Source organism: Wenzhouxiangella sp. YN1, assembly GCF_056324145.1.
Genome location: NZ_JBJNIO010000148.1, coordinates 163,493 through 180,190, shown reverse-complemented (window position 1 = coordinate 180,190; position 16,698 = coordinate 163,493). Strand labels below are relative to the sequence as shown.

The following is a 16,698-nucleotide window of genomic DNA, read 5'->3' as shown; positions in this document are numbered from 1 at the left end:
TGACGGCATCTGCCTGTGAGCGGCCGGGCTGAAAGCGGGCCGCAGGCAGTGGTGGCGCGCGTGGCCGTGCCCGTGCCGCTGCCGCGTCTGTTCGACTATCTGCCCGCCGCCGGCGAGGGTTTGCCCCCGGCCGGTTCGCGCGTGCTGGTGCCCTTCGGCAAGCGCCGCCTCGTCGGGCTGGTCATCGAGCAGGCCGCAACTGGGGACGTGGCCAGCGATTCCCTGCGCCGCATCGAGCGCGTGCTCGATCAATCGCTGGTGGGCCCGGACCTGCTGGCGCTGATTGACTGGTGCGCGCGCTACTGGGCTTTCGCGCCGGGTGAGGCCGTCAATCTGTTGTTGCCGGGGGCGCTGCGGCGCAGCCGGCCTTTTCGCAAACCGCCGCCGGCCGCTTTCGAGCTGACCGCTGAGGGCCGCCGGGCCGCGCTGAAAAATGCACCGCGCCAGGCCCGGGTTCGCGATTGCCTGAATACCGGCCCGGCAGCGCGCGATGCGCTGATGCGCGCCAGCGGCGCTGATGCCGGACTCTTGCGGCGCATGACACAAGCCGGCCTGCTGCAGGCCCTTGATCGTCTACCGCCCGAGCAAATCGATGCCGGCCCCGGCCTGAATGACCAGCAGCGCACTGCTGTGGCGGCCATCCTGCACCATCGCCGGCGTTTCAGCCCCTTTCTGCTGGCCGGTGTTACCGGCTCAGGCAAGACCGAGGTCTATCTGCAGGCCGCTCGGCGCATTCTCGCCGTGGGGCGGCAGGTGCTGATTCTGGCGCCGGAAATCGGCTTGACGCCGCAGCTGGTTCGCCGCATCGAAGCAAGGCTGGGCGAGCCGGCTTACCTGTATCACTCCGGTCTAAGCGAGGGCGAGCGCCTGGCCTGCTGGGAGGCGGCGCGCTCGGGCAGCGCGCGGGTGGTGGTCGGCACGCGCTCGGCCGTTTTTCTGCCCATGCGCTCTCCCGGGCTGATCGTGGTCGACGAGGAGCACGACAACTCGTTCAAGCAGGCTGAAGGCGCCCGTTACCACGCCCGGGACGTGGCCGTACTGCGGGCGCATGCTGCCGGCATCCCGGTGGTCCTGGGCACGGCCACGCCGTCGCTGGAGAGCCTGCACAACGCCGACCAGGGGCGCTACCGCATGCTTTTGCTCTCACGCCGGGCCGGTACCGCAAAACCGCCCCGATGGCGCATCATCGATCAGCGCGGCACCAGGCAGGCGCTGGCCCCCGAGCTGGTCGAGGCCATGCGGCGTCATCTGGGTGCCGGCGGTCAGGTGCTTGTCTATCGCAATCGCCGCGGCTACGCGCCGGTCATGATGTGCGGCGAATGCGGCTGGCAGGCTGACTGCCAGCGCTGCAGTGCGCATCTGACCTATCACCAGGCCGGCCGGCGCCTGCAGTGCCATCACTGCGGCAGCCAGCGCCCCGAGCCACGGCGCTGCCCCGAGTGCCAGTCACCCGAGCTGCTTTCCCTTGGCGCCGGCACCGAGCGCCTGGAATCGCAGCTGGTGAAGCTGTTCCCCGAAACCCCCGTCCACCGCGTCGACCGCGACGCCATCAGCGGCAAGCACGAGTTCGGCGAGCTGCTCGATCAGGTGCGAAAGGGCCAGCCCTGCGTGCTGGTCGGCACCCAGATGCTGGCCAAGGGACACCACCTGCCCGGCGTCACCCTGGCAGCGGTTCTGGATGTCGATCAATCGCTGTTCAGCGCCGACTTTCGCGCTCCCGAGCGCCTGGGGCAGAGCGTCGCCCAGGTCGCCGGCCGCGCCGGCCGCGGGGATCGCGAAGGCGAATTCATGCTGCTAACCCGTCATCCCGAGCACCCGCTGCTCGAGGCACTGGGCCGGGGTGACTATCTGAGCTATGTGCGCCCGCTGCTCGAAGAGCGCCACCAGGCCAGCCTGCCGCCGGCAACGGCGCTGGCCCTGCTGCGCGCCGAGGCCCATCAGGCCGAAGTAGCCCGCAATTTTCTGGTCAAGGCCGCGCAGCGACTGGGCGCTGACGGCATCGAAGTCATCGGGCCACTGCCGGGCGTGATGGCCCGGCGCGCCGGCTACTGGCGCTTTCAGCTATGGCTGCAGGCAGCCGGTCGCGCGCAGCTGGCCAACCATCTCAACGCCCGGCTGGGGGCCGTCCACGAGCTGCCGGAAGCCCGGAAGGTGCGCTGGCACGTGGACGTCGACCCGATCGAGCTTTAGGGGCAGCGTCATCGGTCCGCGTCAGTGCCCCGGCCCGGCCCGCTTTCGCGGTGGCTTTGTCCAGTAGACCCTGGCACCGTAGACGCGCGCCTTTGCCTCCACGGCTGCGATGTAATCGCGGTCGTAGCGCGCGCTGGCAGAGGCGTCGGTGTAGCTGTCTGGTGGTGGAGTGCTGGCACAGCCGATGATGAACAGCGTCGCCAGAAGCGAAAGGAGAAGAGTGAGTGCGGTTCGTTTCATGTCTGGCCTCCTGCGTGGAGATGGAAACCCGCAAATGATTGGGCGTGAAACCCTTCTCGAAGGTTCCACGCCGGCGCATATTCATCGACAATCGCCCGGTGAAAGGTGAAGTGCTTGCAAACTGGTTCTGGAGGCGCGACAATATCCGGCTATTTCCGCCAGATCGACTCAGGAAGCGAGTGCCATGAAACCCGAAATTCATCCCGAATACCGCGAAGTGGTGTTCCAGGACCTCTCCAGCGACTTTTCCTTCAAGACCCGCTCGACCATCCACTCGAACGAGACCATCAAGTGGGAAGACGGCGAGGAGTACCCGCTGGTCAAGGTGGAAGTCTCGAGCAAGTCCCACCCCTTCTATACCGGCAAGCACAAGATCATGGACTCCGGCGGCCGCGTCGACCGCTTCAAGCAGCGCTACGGCAAGGGCAAGAAGTAACCCCGGAACGCCACTTGCACTAGCGGCTTTAGCCGCGAACGCGCTCTCATCCTTCCGAATTCCCGGGATTTGCGCAGCAAATGCCCGGGATCTTCCATCCCCAGGCACCAAATATCAGGAAGACCCCGGATCAGGTCCGGGGATACCTTTGCCCGCCCGGGGGTACGTGTGCCGCGTCCGGCAAGACGGGCATCGGGTGCTGCATCATCTCGCCTTTTCCACGTTGAAGTCAGCATTCTTGGCGCCCAAAAGCGCCGCCCATCCGGAATGTCGGCCCGCTCGTCCCCCACCGCTTGCCTTGCTGTGCGCCCGCCTCTAGGGTGATGATGAGGCTTTTATCGGGGCGAATCCTGTCGTGAATTTCCGAATGTGTGCCCAAGACAGTCGCGGTTTCACCGTCCTGGAGCTGATGATTACCGTCGCCGTGCTGGCGATCGTGCTGGCGGTTGCCGTACCCAATTTCCGCAGCGCGATTCAGAACAATCGCCTGACCAGCAGCGCCAACAGCCTGGTCACCGCCTTTCAGCTGGCCAGGTCCGAAGCGCTCAAGCGCAAGGCGCCGGTGTCCGTGTGTGCGGCTGATACTTCGGATCTTTCGGATCCCCCGGTCGCCTCGGATTGTGGCAGCGACTGGGGCAAGGGATGGATGGTCTTCGTCAATGGCGACGAGGTTCTGCGCGTGTACCCTCCGCCTGGAGGCGGGGCCACGATTGGCGGCGCCGCCGCGGCCGATTCCGTGAGCTATCTCGCCAATGGCCAGATCGATATCGCCGCCGGCGATACGCCCCCAGCCTTCGAGCTGCGCATTCCCGACTGCCGCGGTGACAACGCACGCAACATCGCCATCAGCCGGACCGGCCGGGTCAGCGTCGAGAGGGTCAATTGCTCATGAGCCGCATCACTCATCAATTCACGCGCCGCCGCCAGTCGGGCACCACCCTCATCGAGGTGTTGATTACCGTTCTGGTGATGTCCATCGGCCTGCTCGGGCTGGCCGCCCTGCAGGGTTTTTCTCTGCAGTCGAGCCAGGCCGCCTATTACCGCACCCAGGCAACGAACGTGGCCTATGAGATCGCCGATTTTTCCCGCCTCAACCGTTCGGACGCGCTGTCGTCATGCACGCTGACAGACCTTGATTTCTGGGAAGGCTTCGTTGCCAATCAGCTCCCGGGCGGGCAGATCGACGCGGAGGTCAGCGACTGCGACGTCGGCGAGATCACCGTCAAGGTCAGCTGGGCCGAAGAGCGACTCGAGGATGCCGATGGCGGTGAAGAAGTCGAGATCACGACCCGAATCTAGAGCCTGAAGGATGTTGACAAGAGCGATGACCATGTTGTCCGGCACGAAAAACACGCCCAGGAGCGGAGGCTTCAGCCTGATCGAGCTGATGGTGGCCATGGCGCTGGGGCTGCTGGTGGTGGGTGCCATCATTCAGCTTTTCATCGGCAGTCGCGCCACCCAGATGAGCACCGATGCGATGGCGCGCTCTCAGGAAAGCGGTCGCTTTGCCATCGAGCTGCTCAAGCATGACTTCCGCGGCGTGAGCACGCAGCCCTTCTGCGCCATGAATCTGGAGATCCAGAGCCATCTGCGCACCACCGGCAATGCCCCGAATGATGCGCTGTTCGCTCCCGATCACCCCGTTGTCGGCTGGGATTACAAGGACACCGGCCGGGGCAAGAGCTTCACGCTGAGCGAAGCCGGCCTGGGTTCAGGCGTATCCAACTGGGTGATGCAGGATCGCGGCACCAACGTCAACCTCCCTGGTTTTCTCGATGGCAAGGTGGCGAAAGGGTCGGATGTGGTTGCCGTACGCTGGCTCGAGCCGATCGCCGAGCGCTGGGCGACGAGCTCCGATGAGGACACGGTGACGCTCAACGAGCCCCACGGCCTGCCGGCCGGAGCCCTGACGCTGGTCACCGACTGCAAGACCATGACGCGAGCGGATCTCTTCCAGACAACCACCACGGGCGATGTCCTGACGGCCGGAGCAGGTGGCGGCCTGGCCCCGGGCAACAAGAGCGCAATGAAGTTTGCCGACGGCTACGACAGCGGCATGCAGGTTTACCGCGTCCACAGCAACATCTACTTCGTGGGCTACAACGAGGAGCGCCAGCAGCCCGGCCTGTACCGCGCGAGCATCAGCCAAGGCCTGGCAAGCCCTGTCATCGAGGAACTGGTCGGCGGGGTGGAAACCATGCAGGTGCTCTACGGTTACGCCGAGCCGCGCAGAGATGGCGGCGACGGCCAGACGGTGAGCGCCTGGCTGTCGGCCAACGAGGTTCCCGACTGGCGCTTTGTCATCGGTGCCCAGCTCGGCTTGCTCATGCGCTCCGATGAAGGCATGGGTGATGCCCCGAGCCAGCGCTCGTTCAACCTTGCCGACACCGGGTTTACCCACCCCGAAGATCGGCGCCTGCGCCAGGCTTTCCATACGTCCATCAGTCTGCGCAACCGGCAGATGCTTCTGGAGAATTGATCATGCTGCGTATGCAAAGACTGCAATCCGCAAGTATCACGGCCCGGCGGCAGCAGGGCGTCGCCTTGCTGGTGGGCCTGATGTTTCTGCTGCTGCTGACCATCATCGGCCTGAGTGCGAGCAACACCGCCATCATGCAGGAGCGCATGGCCGGCAACGTCTCGCAGGCCAACGTTGATTTCCAGTCGGCCGAGCGCACGTTGCGAAGCGTCGAGCAAAGAATCAAGCGGGATATCGACGGCATGGCCGGTGGACTGGCCAAGCTCGCATATACGCCCGACACCCTGGATGAGCTTGGTCTCGAGCGCAATGACTGCAGCATGGCGGCCTATAGTTGGCCGGAAGACAGCGGCGGGTGGCAGAAAGACCCGAATACCGGCGGCGAATTCATTGCAGTGGAGCTGGAAGACAGCCCCGAGGCCGGCCTGGCCTGCCGCCCGGTGGAAGGCGGTGGGATACGTGATGAAATTCATGAGAAAACCCCGTTTCGCTATTTCCTGGTCGCCGCGCGCGGCCCGAGGTCGGAAGGATCGTCGAACGCCATTGTCCAGAGCATGTTCGTGTGGCGCTTCGGCACCGCGCCCGATGACGGCACCGGACCATGAGTGCGCGACCACAACCGGGTACATCGGATTACCTGACTGAATTGAAGCTGGCTGACAGCCGCAAATGGAGCAATACATGAGCCAATCAAGACTTGTTGTCGGCAGTATCGTCTTTCTCCTGCTCTTTGCAGCCGGCATGACGCAATCCCATGCTGCCAAACCGCGCGAGATTTCCAAGGCACCGCAGAGCTCTTCCGTGAGCGTGCCGCCGAACATCATGTTTGTTCTCGATGACTCGGGTTCGATGCAGTGGTCTTACATGCCCGATGAGATCAACGGTTATTGGAACAGAAAGCGGGCAAAGTCCAGTACATTCAACACCCAGTACTACAATCCCGAGGTGGAGTATTCTCTTCCGGTTGATGGAAACGGCGATCCCCTGCCGGAGCCCGATTTCAAAAATGCCTGGATGGACGGGTATAGGAACTATCGTGGGCTGAGTACCCCTACGGTCGATCTGTCCAGTAAGTTCAGGCCTACATGGCGTTACTTTTATGGTTCGGGCAGACAGTACGCTGCCAGCGCTCAGAAGGCGTTTTATTATGTCTATGATGAAGGCTGCGGTGACAAAACTAACGACACTTGTTACGACAAGGTAATAGTCAGCAACACCTCCGGCCCCGGCGGCACGGACGAGCGCCAGAATTTCGCCAACTGGTATTCTTACTACCAGAACCGGTTATTCGCCTCCCGGGCGGCCATTGGCCGTGCTTTTGCTACCCTGCCCGACCAGTTTCGCTTGGGGTGGGGCCGTATCAACAAGGGCGCGACCACCATCGACGGTGTCAGCGTTAATGCTGTTCAGCAGGGCGTGCGGCAGATGGAGCAGGGCCATCGGGATTCATTCTACGAGTGGCTATACAAGACAAACGCGACAGGCAACACACCATCAAGGAGAGCTCTGTACGGCGCCGGTAAATATTTCGACAACAATGACGCCCCATGGCGCTCTGATCCCGAGGATAGTGACAGCGTAATTCTGTCTTGCCGGCAGACGTTTACCGTTTTGATGTCCGATGGTTATTGGAACCGCAGCTTCTCGGGTGTTGGCAACACTGACAATGCAGACGGGCCAACACACACAAGCCCGGATGGTGTCTCCGGCGGTTATGTGGCAAGCGATCCATTTCGGGATAGTCACAGCAATACACTGGCCGACATCGCCATGTATTACTGGAAGAAAGATCTGCATAGCGCAGACAACCGTGTGCCGACGACGCAGCTGGACCCGGCTTTCTGGCAGCACATGGTCACTTACACCGTTGGTTTGGGCGTGCAGGGCTCGATTGATCCACAAGCTGCGTTTGACGCTATCGAAACCGGCGCACCGATCTCATGGCCAAATCCCAGCTCAAGTGGGCCTCAAAAAATCGACGATCTGCTCCACGCCGCCGTCAACTCGCGCGGCGACTTCTTCAGCGCCGATGATCCGGACACCTTTGCCAAGGCTCTGGCGGACGTGCTCAAGGACATCGTCGCCCGCTCCGGTGGCGTTTCAGGCATCACCATGCCCAGCCCGAGGTATGAAGAGGGCGGTCTGATCTATCGCGCGCTCTACGACAGCGAGGGCTGGACCGGAGACGTGGAGGCCGAGAATCACGAAGGCGAAGTGCAGGCAAAGGCCGCTGAAGCGCTGGGCAGCCTGCAGCACAGCGCCCGAAAGATCTTCAGCTTTGATCCGACCGCGGGCAGCAACGGCGAGGGCGTTGCCTTCAAGACCAGCACGGGCGGCGCTCTCAAGAGCAGGCTCAAGGCCGACGCGGCCAACTGGCCCGTCGGCTGGGATGCCGATACGCTGGTGGACGGTCTGATCGACTATTTGCGTGGCCAGCCGGCAGCCCAGGGTGGCCCGTTCCGCGCGCGTGAGTCCGTGCTGGGCGATATCGTCAACTCCCGCATCGTCTACTCCGGCGCCGGCAACGAGGGATGGGGGCGGCTCGACAGCGACTATCTCGACTACTTCAGCAAGGACAAGAATGATCGCAAGGAAGCCATATTCATTGGCGCCAACGACGGCATGCTGCATGCCTTCGATGCAGTAACGCTCGAGGAGCTGTTTGCCTACGTGCCGGCAACGGTACACGACAAGCTCTACCAGCTGGCCGACCCGGATTACGCCCACGAGTTCTACGTCGACGGGCCCATTGCCGTGGCCGACGCCAAGATCGGCAGCAGCTGGGGCACCTACCTGGTCGGCACGCTGGGCGCCGGCGGGCGCGGGGTGTTTGCCCTGGATGTGTCCGATCCCGAGAACTTCTCCGCCGATGACGTGCTCTGGGAGCTGACGGCCGACGATGAAGACGATGAGCTGGCAGAGCTGGGCTACAGCTTCAGCAACCCGATCATCACGCGGCTGGAAAATGGCAAATGGGTGACCATCTTCGGCAACGGCACCAACTCCAGAAGCGGCCAGGCGCGGCTGTTTATCGTAGAGCTGGCAACGGGCAAGGTGCTGCACACGCTGGCGGTGGGCGACAAGCCGGAAGACGACGAACTCAGCAACGGCCTGTCGGGTGTCGAGGGATTGCTCGACCCCGAAAGCAAGAGCCACGTAGCGCGGGTCTATGCCGGCGATCTGGAAGGCACCATGTGGCGGATCGACTTCGACGGCAGCGAACCCGAACTGGCCGACGGATTGGACGACGGGCTGTTTACCGATCCGGATGAGCGCGCGATTACCGCCGCGCCCACCCTGGCCCGCCTCCCCAACGGCGACCTGATGGTCTACTTCGGTACCGGGAAGTTCTTCGAGAAAGATGACAAGGATGACTACAGCCGGCAGACCTTCTATGCCATCAGGGATACCGGCAGCGAGGTGGAGCGTGGCGATCTGTCCAGAAATTCCGCCACTACGGTGCCAACGTCGCCTGGCGATCCGCCCCAGCGAGCAATCAACGAGACCGGCCAGGTCGGCACCGCCGGGTGGTACGTCGAACTGTACGTCAGCAACAATGAAGGCGAGCGCGTACTGCAGCGGCCGATCGTGAGCGCGGGCAGGGTAAGGTTCTTGAGCTTCGAGCCGGTCAACGACGCCTGCTTGCCCGGTGGGCTGTGGTGGCAATACAAGCTTGACGCACTCACTGGCGTGGGGTCGGCGAGGCAGTCCGACGAGATTCCAGGAACGGCACCGGACATCCCCGCACCCCCGGGCACGGTTGCGCCCGGCCGGCTGCGTGACCCCGGGTCACAGTCGCCCGGGGACGCGCCAGAGGTGCCCGACGTGCCGCCGGTTTACAGCACGCCCGTCGAATGGTGTCAGCATCCCGACAAGCTCGATGAGGACGATGACATCATCTGCTATGGCCGACAGTTGTGGCGCGAGATCAAATAATGGTATCCGGAGGACAAGCCAAAATGCCTGAATACAGACACATGCCAGCACCCAGGATGATGCTGCTGGCACTGACCCTCCCGTTTCTTTTGCTCATCGGCAACGGTGCGCTGGCGCAAGGAGAAGACGTACAGGACGCGGCTTCTCAGGCGGTACCCCTGACCGACGGCCTGAGCGAGGTGCGAAGCGGCGTGATTTCGGCCATCGATACCAGCGGCTACACGATCGAGGTCAACGGCCGCCAGTACCGGCTGTTGCCCGATCAGAACGACATTCTCGACCGGATTGTCGGCGACAGCGAAAAGCACCTGATCGACGGCGGGATTGATCTGCGCCGCCTTCAGGTCGGTGATCGCATTCGCTACGCCGTCGATGAAATGAGCGGCGACGGCGGCATCAGCGAGCTGTTCGTACTGGGAGTGCGATGATGTCCACTTTGACGCGCCACAAGGGCTTTACCCTTATCGAGCTGATGATCGCCGTGGCCATTCTGGCCATCCTCATGGCCATCGCCATCCCCGCCTACCAGGATCACGTGACGCGCAGCAACCGCGCCGAAGCCAAGACCATTCTGATGCAGACTGCCCAGGCCCTGGAACGGTGCTACTCGCGGAACAATGCATACAGTAGCGACTGCGTAAACTTTCCGATTGAATCCGAGGCCAAGAAATACAAGATGTCGAAGGACGATCAGAAGATTGATGCCACCAGTTTCACGCTGGAGGCCGTGCCGCAGAAAGAGCAGGCCACCCGCGACACCGACTGCAAGAACTTCACTTTGAGCCACAACGGCACCCGGGGCGTGAGCGGTAAGGCTGCGGTCGAGGAATGCTGGTAGCACGCGGTCGGACCGGAGCCGGTCCCCGCACCTCGCCTCCGTGGAAGCCTCGAATGCACAGCTGCCCGTAACCCGTAACCCCGGAAGTCGCGCACGCGGCTGTCCGGGGCCTTCCCCGGGGCAGCATCCTTGGTTATGGTGACTCTCACCGCGGCCCGCCCCGCGCCAGGCTTCAAAAGCGCGTGAAACCCGAGGGAAGAAACCCGCCTCCGACGGCGACCGCCGAGTTGCCCGACCTGTGCACGCCTTCGAGCGTGCTGCTGCTGGTGCTCGTCGGCCTGATCGTCGCCCTGATCTTTGCCTTGGCCGGCACGGCCGGGCCGCGCGCTTTCTGGCTGGACTTCGGCCTGGCGGTGCTGTTCGTTCAGTGGGTGGTGCTGGCCTCGGTGGCTATTCTGTGCACGCTTCGTCGCCGGGCCGGAAACATGAAAGCCGCCGTGCTCGGCTGGCTGGCTTTTCTTGTGGTGCCGCTGGTGTGCGCGGCCGCCAGTCTGATCGTGATCGCCTGGCTGCCGGATGCCGAATCGGGTGGCTGGTGGTTCGTCATCCGCAATACCGCCATCAGCTTGCTGGCAGCGCTTGTGCTGCTGCGCTACCTGAGCCTGCAACAGCAGTGGCGCCGCCAGGTAGCGGCCGAATCGCGCGCGCGGCTCGACGCTCTGCAGGCCAGCATTCAGCCGCATTTTCTGTTCAATAGCCTCAATACCATTGCCAGCCTGGTGCACGACAAGCCCGAGGCGGCCGAGCAGGCAACGCTGGATCTGTCCGATCTGCTCCGAACCGGCATGCGCTCGGGCAAGACCCAAACTCTGGAAGAGGAGCTGGATCTGGTGCGCGGCTATCTGCGCCTTGAGGGCCTGCGCCTGGGCGAGCGGCTGCAGGTGGACTGGCAGCTGGCCGACGATCTGCCGCTGCAGCGCGAGCTGCCGGCACTGCTGATCCAGCCGCTGGTGGAAAACGCCATCGTTCACGGTATTGCCCGCCTGCCCGACGGCGGCGTGCTGACCATCCGCATCGAGCCCGCCGCCTGGGGCCGGCTGCGCATCGAGATCATCAACCCGGTCGCGGACGAAAAAGGCCGGCCGGAAGCCCCTAACAACCGAACAGCTCTGGTCAACATCCGCCAGCGCCTGGCCCTGGCCTACGAGGAGGGCGCGCGATTGAAGACCTATCGTCAGGATGGTCATTTTCGGGTGGAGTTGATCGTGCCGTCGTAATACGTACCCCGGAAGTCGGCCGCACGGTTCATCCGTATCCCCGGAGATCGCGTATGCGGTCATCCGGGGCCTCGGTGAACCTCGGCGCTTTCGTTTGAGCAGGTCCCGGCTCTCGCTGCGCTCGGCCGGGATTACGGGAGTGGCAGCTCTCGTATCCTCGGAATTCGAGTACGCGGCTGTCCGGGGTCTGCCCGAGCTCTGGCGTTACGTCTGGGAGATCCCGGCTCTGCGCTTCGCGAAGCCTGCCCCGGGCTCGATCCGGGGCCTCACTCGAAGCTTGGCGGCAATGGTTGACAAATTCAGAATGCCACTTTGAATCTGTCAGGGCTTTTCCGGGGTTTCGTCGGCCGCTTCTTGTGCTTCCTCTTCTTCGTCTTCCTGCTCCGGATACATTTCAAATGCCGCCGGTGAGGTGGCGAACTGAGGTACCCACTCGCCCTGTTCGTCGAGCGGGACCGGGTCGCGGCGCCACATCCGCCAGCGCGCGAACACCGCAGGAACAAGGGCGGCCGCGCCCATGAACAGCAACAGCGTACCGGGCCGGGTGAGCTGCATGAGCACGCCGGCGGCAAGCGGGCCGACAATGGCGCCGATGCCGTAGAGAAGCTGCAGGCTGGAGGCGGCCTCGAGCATGTGTTCGGAGTCGACGTGGTCGTTGGTGTGGGATGCTGACAGCGCGAACATGCTGAAGCCGGTGGCACCGTAGAGCAGGCCGCCCAGCAGGACCAGGCGGGCGTCGATGTCGATCAGCCAGAAGGCGCCAAGCGCTCCGGCACTGGTGAACAGGCACACCCAGGCAAGCACGGTACGCCGATCGAAGTGGTCTGACAGGCTGCCGATTGGCCACATTATGATCACCCCGCCGAGAATGGTGAGCGCCATGAACGCCGAAATTCCGCCGGCATCAAGGCCGATTCCGGCCGCCATCACCGGCGCCAGGCCCCAGAAAGCGCCGGTGGCCACGCCGGCGAATACGGCGCCGACGACACCCAGCGGCGAGGTTTCGTAGAGCTTGCCCAGGCCCAGCCGCTGGGTTTCGATGATGGCCGGTTCAGGCACGCGCGTGAGGGCGACCGGAATCAGCCCGATCGACATCAGCACCGAGGCGACGGCAAACAGCTCGAGCGTGCCGATATCACCGGCCAGCAGCAACAGCTGACCGACCCCCATGCCCAGCAGGGTCGTGGTCATGTAGGCGGAGAAGACATGGCCGCGCTGTTCGTTGCTGGTCTGTTTGTTGAGCCAGCTTTCGATGACGATATAGATGCCGACGATGCACACGCCGCCGATCGCACGCGCGGCGATCCAGATGATGGCCAGCGGATAAAGACCGTGCAGCAGCACCGTGATCGAGCACAGCGAAGCCAGGGCGGCAAAGGTGCGCACGTGACCGACCCCGCGAATCATGCGCGGCACGACGAAGGTGCCGCCGACAAAACCGGTGAAGTAGCCGGCCATGACCAGTCCGAGCGTGGAGGTGGAAAACCCCTCCAGCCCGCCGCGCACGCCCAGCAGGGTGCCGATCAGGCCGTTGCCCGCCAGCAGCAGGGCAATGCCGAACAGCAGGGTGAAAATGGACGTGATGGCGCGCATCGAATCGGATCCGGGGGTCGAGAGAAGATTATGTCAGAGACAGACTCGATACGGCCCCTGATGTTCCCGCAGGGCGCTATCTGGCCGGTAGAGCGGCGGCCGCCTGGGCGATGCCCAGGATCTGGATGGTATCGAACGCTTGGAAGTCGCGCTCGTTTTCCGTGATCAGCAGTGCAATACCATGGACTTCCATGGTGGCGACCAGGTTGGCATCATGGATTCGCTTGCCGCTGAGAGAAAACCTGTCGACGAGCTGCTGCAACGCTCTGGCAATATTGGTGGTTTCGTCCACGAGCGCGATGCGGCGAGAGAACTGTGCTACGTTGTCAAGCGCGAAGCGAGGTGTCAAGCCCAGCCCATTTTGTTCTTGCGGCCGGGTCGCTACCACCAGATACTCTCGCAGCACCTGCCCGCTGGCAATCAGATGGACTCCTCGCTGCCGGGTTTCGCCAATCAGGCGCAATGCATCTGCATGCTGATCATGGCTCTGGTCGGTCGCGCCCAGCAGCACATTGGTGTCCACGAGCAGCCGATCACCGGCCCTGATCGTCATAGATTTCGTCTCTGGACCAGGTGCCGGTATTGTCGGTGCTGACGGTATGCAGCTGCAGCGACTCGGTCGTTTCGTCTGGTGCAAGCCGGGCCTCGCGCTCGAGGATGGCGCGCAGCTCGCCCTGCAGCGAACGGTGGTGGCGCTGCGCCAGGCGCTTCAGGCTCGCAAGCACTTCAGGGTCGACATCGCGAATGTGTATCGACTTCATAGTGGTAGCATTATACTACCAGTGGGGCGTCGGGTCGAGCGTTCATTCCGGCAGAAACAGGGCCTGCAGGTCGTTGAGGTAGCGGTGGCCGCGCCGGGTCCGCGTAATGTGGTCGCGGGCCTCGTCGATGGACAGCAACTCCAGCTCGACTGCACGGGCGAGCGGCTTCGCGATTTGCTCGCGACTGATGCCGGTGCGGGCCTTGAACTCGGCCAGCGGGATCGGCTCGTCCAGGCGCAGGCGGTTGAGAAAGTACTCGAAGGCCAGCTCGCCTGAATCCACGACCCTTTCCTCGGCGATGAAGCTGCTGTCGTCCGCCGCCTTCAGGTAGGGGCGCGGGTGCGCCTTGCGGCGGGTGCGCACAATATGATCTTCCGCCGGCAGGGTGATCTTGCCGTGGGCGCCGGCGCCGATGCCCAGATAATCGCCAAAGCGCCAGTAGTTGAGGTTGTGCGCACTCTCCTCGCCCGGTGTCGCCCAGGCGGAGATTTCGTAAGGCTGCAGGCCAGCCTCTTGCAAGCGCGCGCTGCAGGCTTCCTGCATGCCGATGACCGTGTCTTCATTGGGCAGCGCTGGCGGGTGCTTGGCGAACACGGTATTGGGCTCGAGGGTGAGCTGATAATGCGAGACATGGCGCGGGCCGAAGGTCAGGGCGCGGCCGACGTCGGCGACGGCTTCGTCGGCCGTCTGCCCGGGCAGAGCCCACATCAGATCCAGATTGAAGCGCTCGAAGCCGGCGGCCTGTACTGAGTCGATGGCGCGTTGGGCTTCACTGGAAGAGTGAATCCGGCCCAGCTTTTTCAGCTGGTCGTCGTCAAAGCTCTGTATCCCTAAGCTGATGCGGTTGACGCCGGCGGCGCGATAGGCCTCGAAGCGGTCGTGCTCGACCGTGCCCGGGTTGGCCTCCATGGTGATCTCCGCGCCCGGCGCCAGCAGCAGGCGCGCGCGCACGCCGCTGAGAAGGCGATCGATGGCCGCGGCAGAAAACAGGCTTGGCGTGCCGCCGCCCAGAAACACGCTGACGACCGGCCGCCCCCACACCCGCGGCAGGTCGACTTCCAGATCAGCCAGCAGTGCATCGATATAGCGTTCCTCTGGCAGCTCGCCTTCGAGCGCGTGTGCGTTGAAATCGCAATACGGGCAGCGCGCCACGCACCAGGGCAGGTGGATGTACAAGGACAGTGGGGACAGGGAGAGTGCGGGCATGGATACCTGTGTATGGTTGCAGCTGGGGCAACGGCCAGACGCCAAGCACACGATTATAGGCGCCAGGTTACAAACAAATTTGAAATTCGAATGTTCGAAATGAGGACCGGTGCCGGCCTCGGGTCTCTTGCCGGTGTCTCCGGAAATCGCGCAAAACACCTTTCCCTGCATCCCTGGAAATTGCGAGAAACACCTTCCGTCGTATCCCCGGAAATCGCGGATGCGATTATCCGGGGTCTTCTCGAACCACGCCGCCTTTATTTGGGTAGATCCCGGCTCTGCGCTACGCTTGGCCGGGATTGCGGAGGTGCGGATGCTCGCCCGGGATCATGAGAGGACTTCGGGGCCGGGGTTGCGGCGGTGGTGATGCTCGCCCGGGATTACGAGAAGGGTTTCGGGGCCGGCATCACGGCGGTGGCTAGCACAGCCGTTCGATCAGCTTTGCCAGCGCCTGGCCGCGGTGGCTGACGCGGGCCTTTTCCGCCATTGACAGTTCGGCGGCGGTGGCGCCCAGGTCGCGGTCGTGAAACAGCGGGTCGTAGCCGAAGCCGCCCGCGCCACGCGGGGCCTCCAGGATGTGGCCGTGCCAGATGCCCTCGGCAATGATCGGTGCCGGGTCGTGGGCGTGGCGCAGCAGCACCAGGCAGCAGTAAAAGTGCGCGCCGCGGCGCTCGGCCGGCAGGTCGGTCAGCGCTTCGAGCAGCCGCTCGTTGTTGGCTGCATCGCCGGCGCCTTTTCCGGCGTAACGTGCCGAGTGAATTCCGGGCTGTCCGTCAAGTGCGTCGACCACCAGACCGGAATCGTCGGCCAGTGCCGGCAGGTCGGAGACGCGCGCGAGGGCGCGGGCCTTGAGCAGCGCATTCTCGACGAAGGTCAGGCCGGTTTCTTCCACCGGTTCAATATCGAAGTCCGCCATTGAGACGACGTCGATGTGCATCGGTTCGAGCATTTGCGAGAGCTCGCGCAGCTTGCCCTTGTTGCCGCTGGCCAGAGCCAGCCGGCCGCCTTCAAGCGCCTTCAAGCGCGGCGTCCTGGGCAGCGATCAGCTCGCGGATGCCCTGGTCGGCCAGGTCGAGCATGGCGTCGAGTTCGCCGCGGCGGAAGGCGTGACCTTCGGCCGTGCCCTGAACTTCGATGAAGCCGCCGCCGTCGTTCATGACCACGTTCAAGTCGGTGTCGGCGCTGGAGTCTTCCTTGTAGTCGAGGTCAAGTACCGCGTCAGAGCCGAGCATGCCGACCGACACGGCGGCGACGCGACCGTGAATCGGGTTGTGCTTGATCTGACCGGCGTCGAGCAGGCCGTCCATGGCGTCGACCAGTGCCACATAGGCGCCGGTGATGGCGGCGGTGCGGGTGCCGCCGTCGGCCTGCAGAACGTCGCAGTCAAGCGTAACGGTGCGCTCGCGCAGGGCCTCGAGGTTGATCACCGAGCGCAGGCAGCGGCCGATCAGGCGCTGGATTTCAAGCGTGCGCCCGCCTTGCTTGCCGCGGGTCGCCTCGCGCATGTTGCGCGTATTGGTCGAGCGCGGCAGCATGCCGTATTCAGCGGTGACCCAGCCCTGGCCCTTGCCTCTGAGCCATGGCGGCACGCGATCTTCCACGCTGGCGTTGCACAGCACCTTGGTGTTGCCGCAGCTGATCAGCACGGAGCCTTCGGCATAACGGGTGAAGTGGCGCTCGATGGCCACGGGGCGAAGTTCGTCGTTCTGGCGTCCGGACGGTCGAGTCAAGGCCTGAGGTGTCCTTCTGTGTCTATCGGGATGTGGCAGAAAGGGTACCATGGCGGCTTGTATTGCAAGCGA

Annotated in this window: 17 protein-coding genes; 10 read left to right on the top strand and 7 right to left on the bottom strand. The window is 63.7% G+C overall.

The annotated features are described in order from the left end of the window. Positions 1-15 precede the first annotated feature (15 nt). Complete coding sequence (locus ACEWQZ_RS09590; RefSeq protein WP_476482871.1) at positions 16-2,190, top strand: primosomal protein N'; 2,175 nt, start codon at positions 16-18, stop codon at positions 2,188-2,190. A gap of 21 nt (positions 2,191-2,211) precedes the next feature. Here ACEWQZ_RS09590 and ACEWQZ_RS09585 read toward each other — a convergent pair whose 3' ends face one another. Next, positions 2,212-2,430 (bottom strand): hypothetical protein, encoded by a 219-nt coding sequence (locus ACEWQZ_RS09585; protein ID WP_476482870.1) that lies wholly within the window; start codon positions 2,428-2,430, stop codon positions 2,212-2,214. 184 nt (positions 2,431-2,614) lie between these two features. On the opposite strand from ACEWQZ_RS09585, the gene ACEWQZ_RS09580 reads away from it, so the two are divergent. The 9 genes from ACEWQZ_RS09580 (at position 2,615) to ACEWQZ_RS09540 (ending at position 11,336) form a co-directional block, all read left to right on the top strand. Then, complete coding sequence (locus tag ACEWQZ_RS09580) at positions 2,615-2,866, top strand: type B 50S ribosomal protein L31 (RefSeq protein ID WP_476482869.1); 252 nt, start codon at positions 2,615-2,617, stop codon at positions 2,864-2,866. A 367-nt stretch (positions 2,867-3,233) separates the two neighbouring features. Beyond that, positions 3,234-3,758, top strand: a complete 525-nt coding sequence (locus tag ACEWQZ_RS09575; RefSeq protein ID WP_476482868.1) for a GspH/FimT family pseudopilin — start codon at positions 3,234-3,236, stop codon at positions 3,756-3,758. Beyond that, positions 3,755-4,165 carry a type IV pilus modification protein PilV gene (gene pilV / locus ACEWQZ_RS09570; protein ID WP_476482867.1) on the top strand — a complete coding sequence of 137 codons (411 nt, stop codon included), beginning with the start codon at positions 3,755-3,757 and terminating at the stop codon, positions 4,163-4,165. The genes ACEWQZ_RS09575 and pilV overlap by 4 nt, the downstream gene beginning before the upstream one ends. A 25-nt stretch (positions 4,166-4,190) precedes the next feature. Beyond that, positions 4,191-5,345: a PilW family protein gene (locus ACEWQZ_RS09565; RefSeq protein WP_476482866.1), complete on the top strand. Its 1,155-nt coding sequence runs from the start codon at positions 4,191-4,193 to the stop codon at positions 5,343-5,345. Positions 5,346-5,347: 2 nt separating this feature from the next. Continuing rightward, positions 5,348-5,950 (top strand): pilus assembly PilX family protein, encoded by a 603-nt coding sequence (locus ACEWQZ_RS09560; protein ID WP_476482865.1) that lies wholly within the window; start codon positions 5,348-5,350, stop codon positions 5,948-5,950. Positions 5,951-6,026: 76 nt separating this feature from the next. Further along, positions 6,027-9,281, top strand: a complete 3,255-nt coding sequence (locus ACEWQZ_RS09555; RefSeq protein ID WP_476482864.1) for a pilus assembly protein — start codon at positions 6,027-6,029, stop codon at positions 9,279-9,281. A 41-nt stretch (positions 9,282-9,322) separates the two neighbouring features. After that, positions 9,323-9,709 (top strand): hypothetical protein, encoded by a 387-nt coding sequence (locus ACEWQZ_RS09550; RefSeq protein WP_476482863.1) that lies wholly within the window; start codon positions 9,323-9,325, stop codon positions 9,707-9,709. Continuing rightward, entirely contained in the window at positions 9,709-10,119 is a 411-nt protein-coding gene (locus ACEWQZ_RS09545; protein WP_476482862.1) for a type IV pilin protein, read from the top strand. Before ACEWQZ_RS09550 ends, ACEWQZ_RS09545 begins: the two co-directional genes overlap by 1 nt. 182 nt (positions 10,120-10,301) lie before the next feature. Next, on the top strand, positions 10,302-11,336 hold the full coding sequence (locus ACEWQZ_RS09540) for a sensor histidine kinase (protein WP_476482861.1): 1,035 nt from the start codon (positions 10,302-10,304) through the stop codon (positions 11,334-11,336). A gap of 321 nt (positions 11,337-11,657) precedes the next feature. Here the strand turns inward: ACEWQZ_RS09540 and ACEWQZ_RS09535 are convergent, their stop codons facing one another. The 6 genes from ACEWQZ_RS09535 to rph form a co-directional block, all read right to left on the bottom strand. Beyond that, entirely contained in the window at positions 11,658-12,929 is a 1,272-nt protein-coding gene (locus ACEWQZ_RS09535) for an MFS transporter (protein WP_476482860.1), read from the bottom strand. Positions 12,930-13,005: 76 nt separating this feature from the next. Continuing rightward, positions 13,006-13,482 (bottom strand): type II toxin-antitoxin system VapC family toxin, encoded by a 477-nt coding sequence (locus ACEWQZ_RS09530; protein ID WP_476482859.1) that lies wholly within the window; start codon positions 13,480-13,482, stop codon positions 13,006-13,008. Next, on the bottom strand, positions 13,463-13,690 hold the full coding sequence (locus tag ACEWQZ_RS09525; protein ID WP_476482858.1) for a FitA-like ribbon-helix-helix domain-containing protein: 228 nt from the start codon (positions 13,688-13,690) through the stop codon (positions 13,463-13,465). Before ACEWQZ_RS09525 ends, ACEWQZ_RS09530 begins: the two co-directional genes overlap by 20 nt. 42 nt (positions 13,691-13,732) lie before the next feature. Next, complete coding sequence (gene hemW / locus ACEWQZ_RS09520; RefSeq protein ID WP_476482857.1) at positions 13,733-14,896, bottom strand: radical SAM family heme chaperone HemW; 1,164 nt, start codon at positions 14,894-14,896, stop codon at positions 13,733-13,735. Between the two features lie 418 nt (positions 14,897-15,314). After that, positions 15,315-15,917 (bottom strand): RdgB/HAM1 family non-canonical purine NTP pyrophosphatase, encoded by a 603-nt coding sequence (gene rdgB / locus ACEWQZ_RS09515; protein WP_476482856.1) that lies wholly within the window; start codon positions 15,915-15,917, stop codon positions 15,315-15,317. After that, positions 15,904-16,626, bottom strand: a complete 723-nt coding sequence (rph, locus tag ACEWQZ_RS09510; RefSeq protein ID WP_476482855.1) for a ribonuclease PH — start codon at positions 16,624-16,626, stop codon at positions 15,904-15,906. The genes rdgB and rph overlap by 14 nt, the downstream gene beginning before the upstream one ends. Between the last annotated feature and the right edge of the window lie 72 nt (positions 16,627-16,698).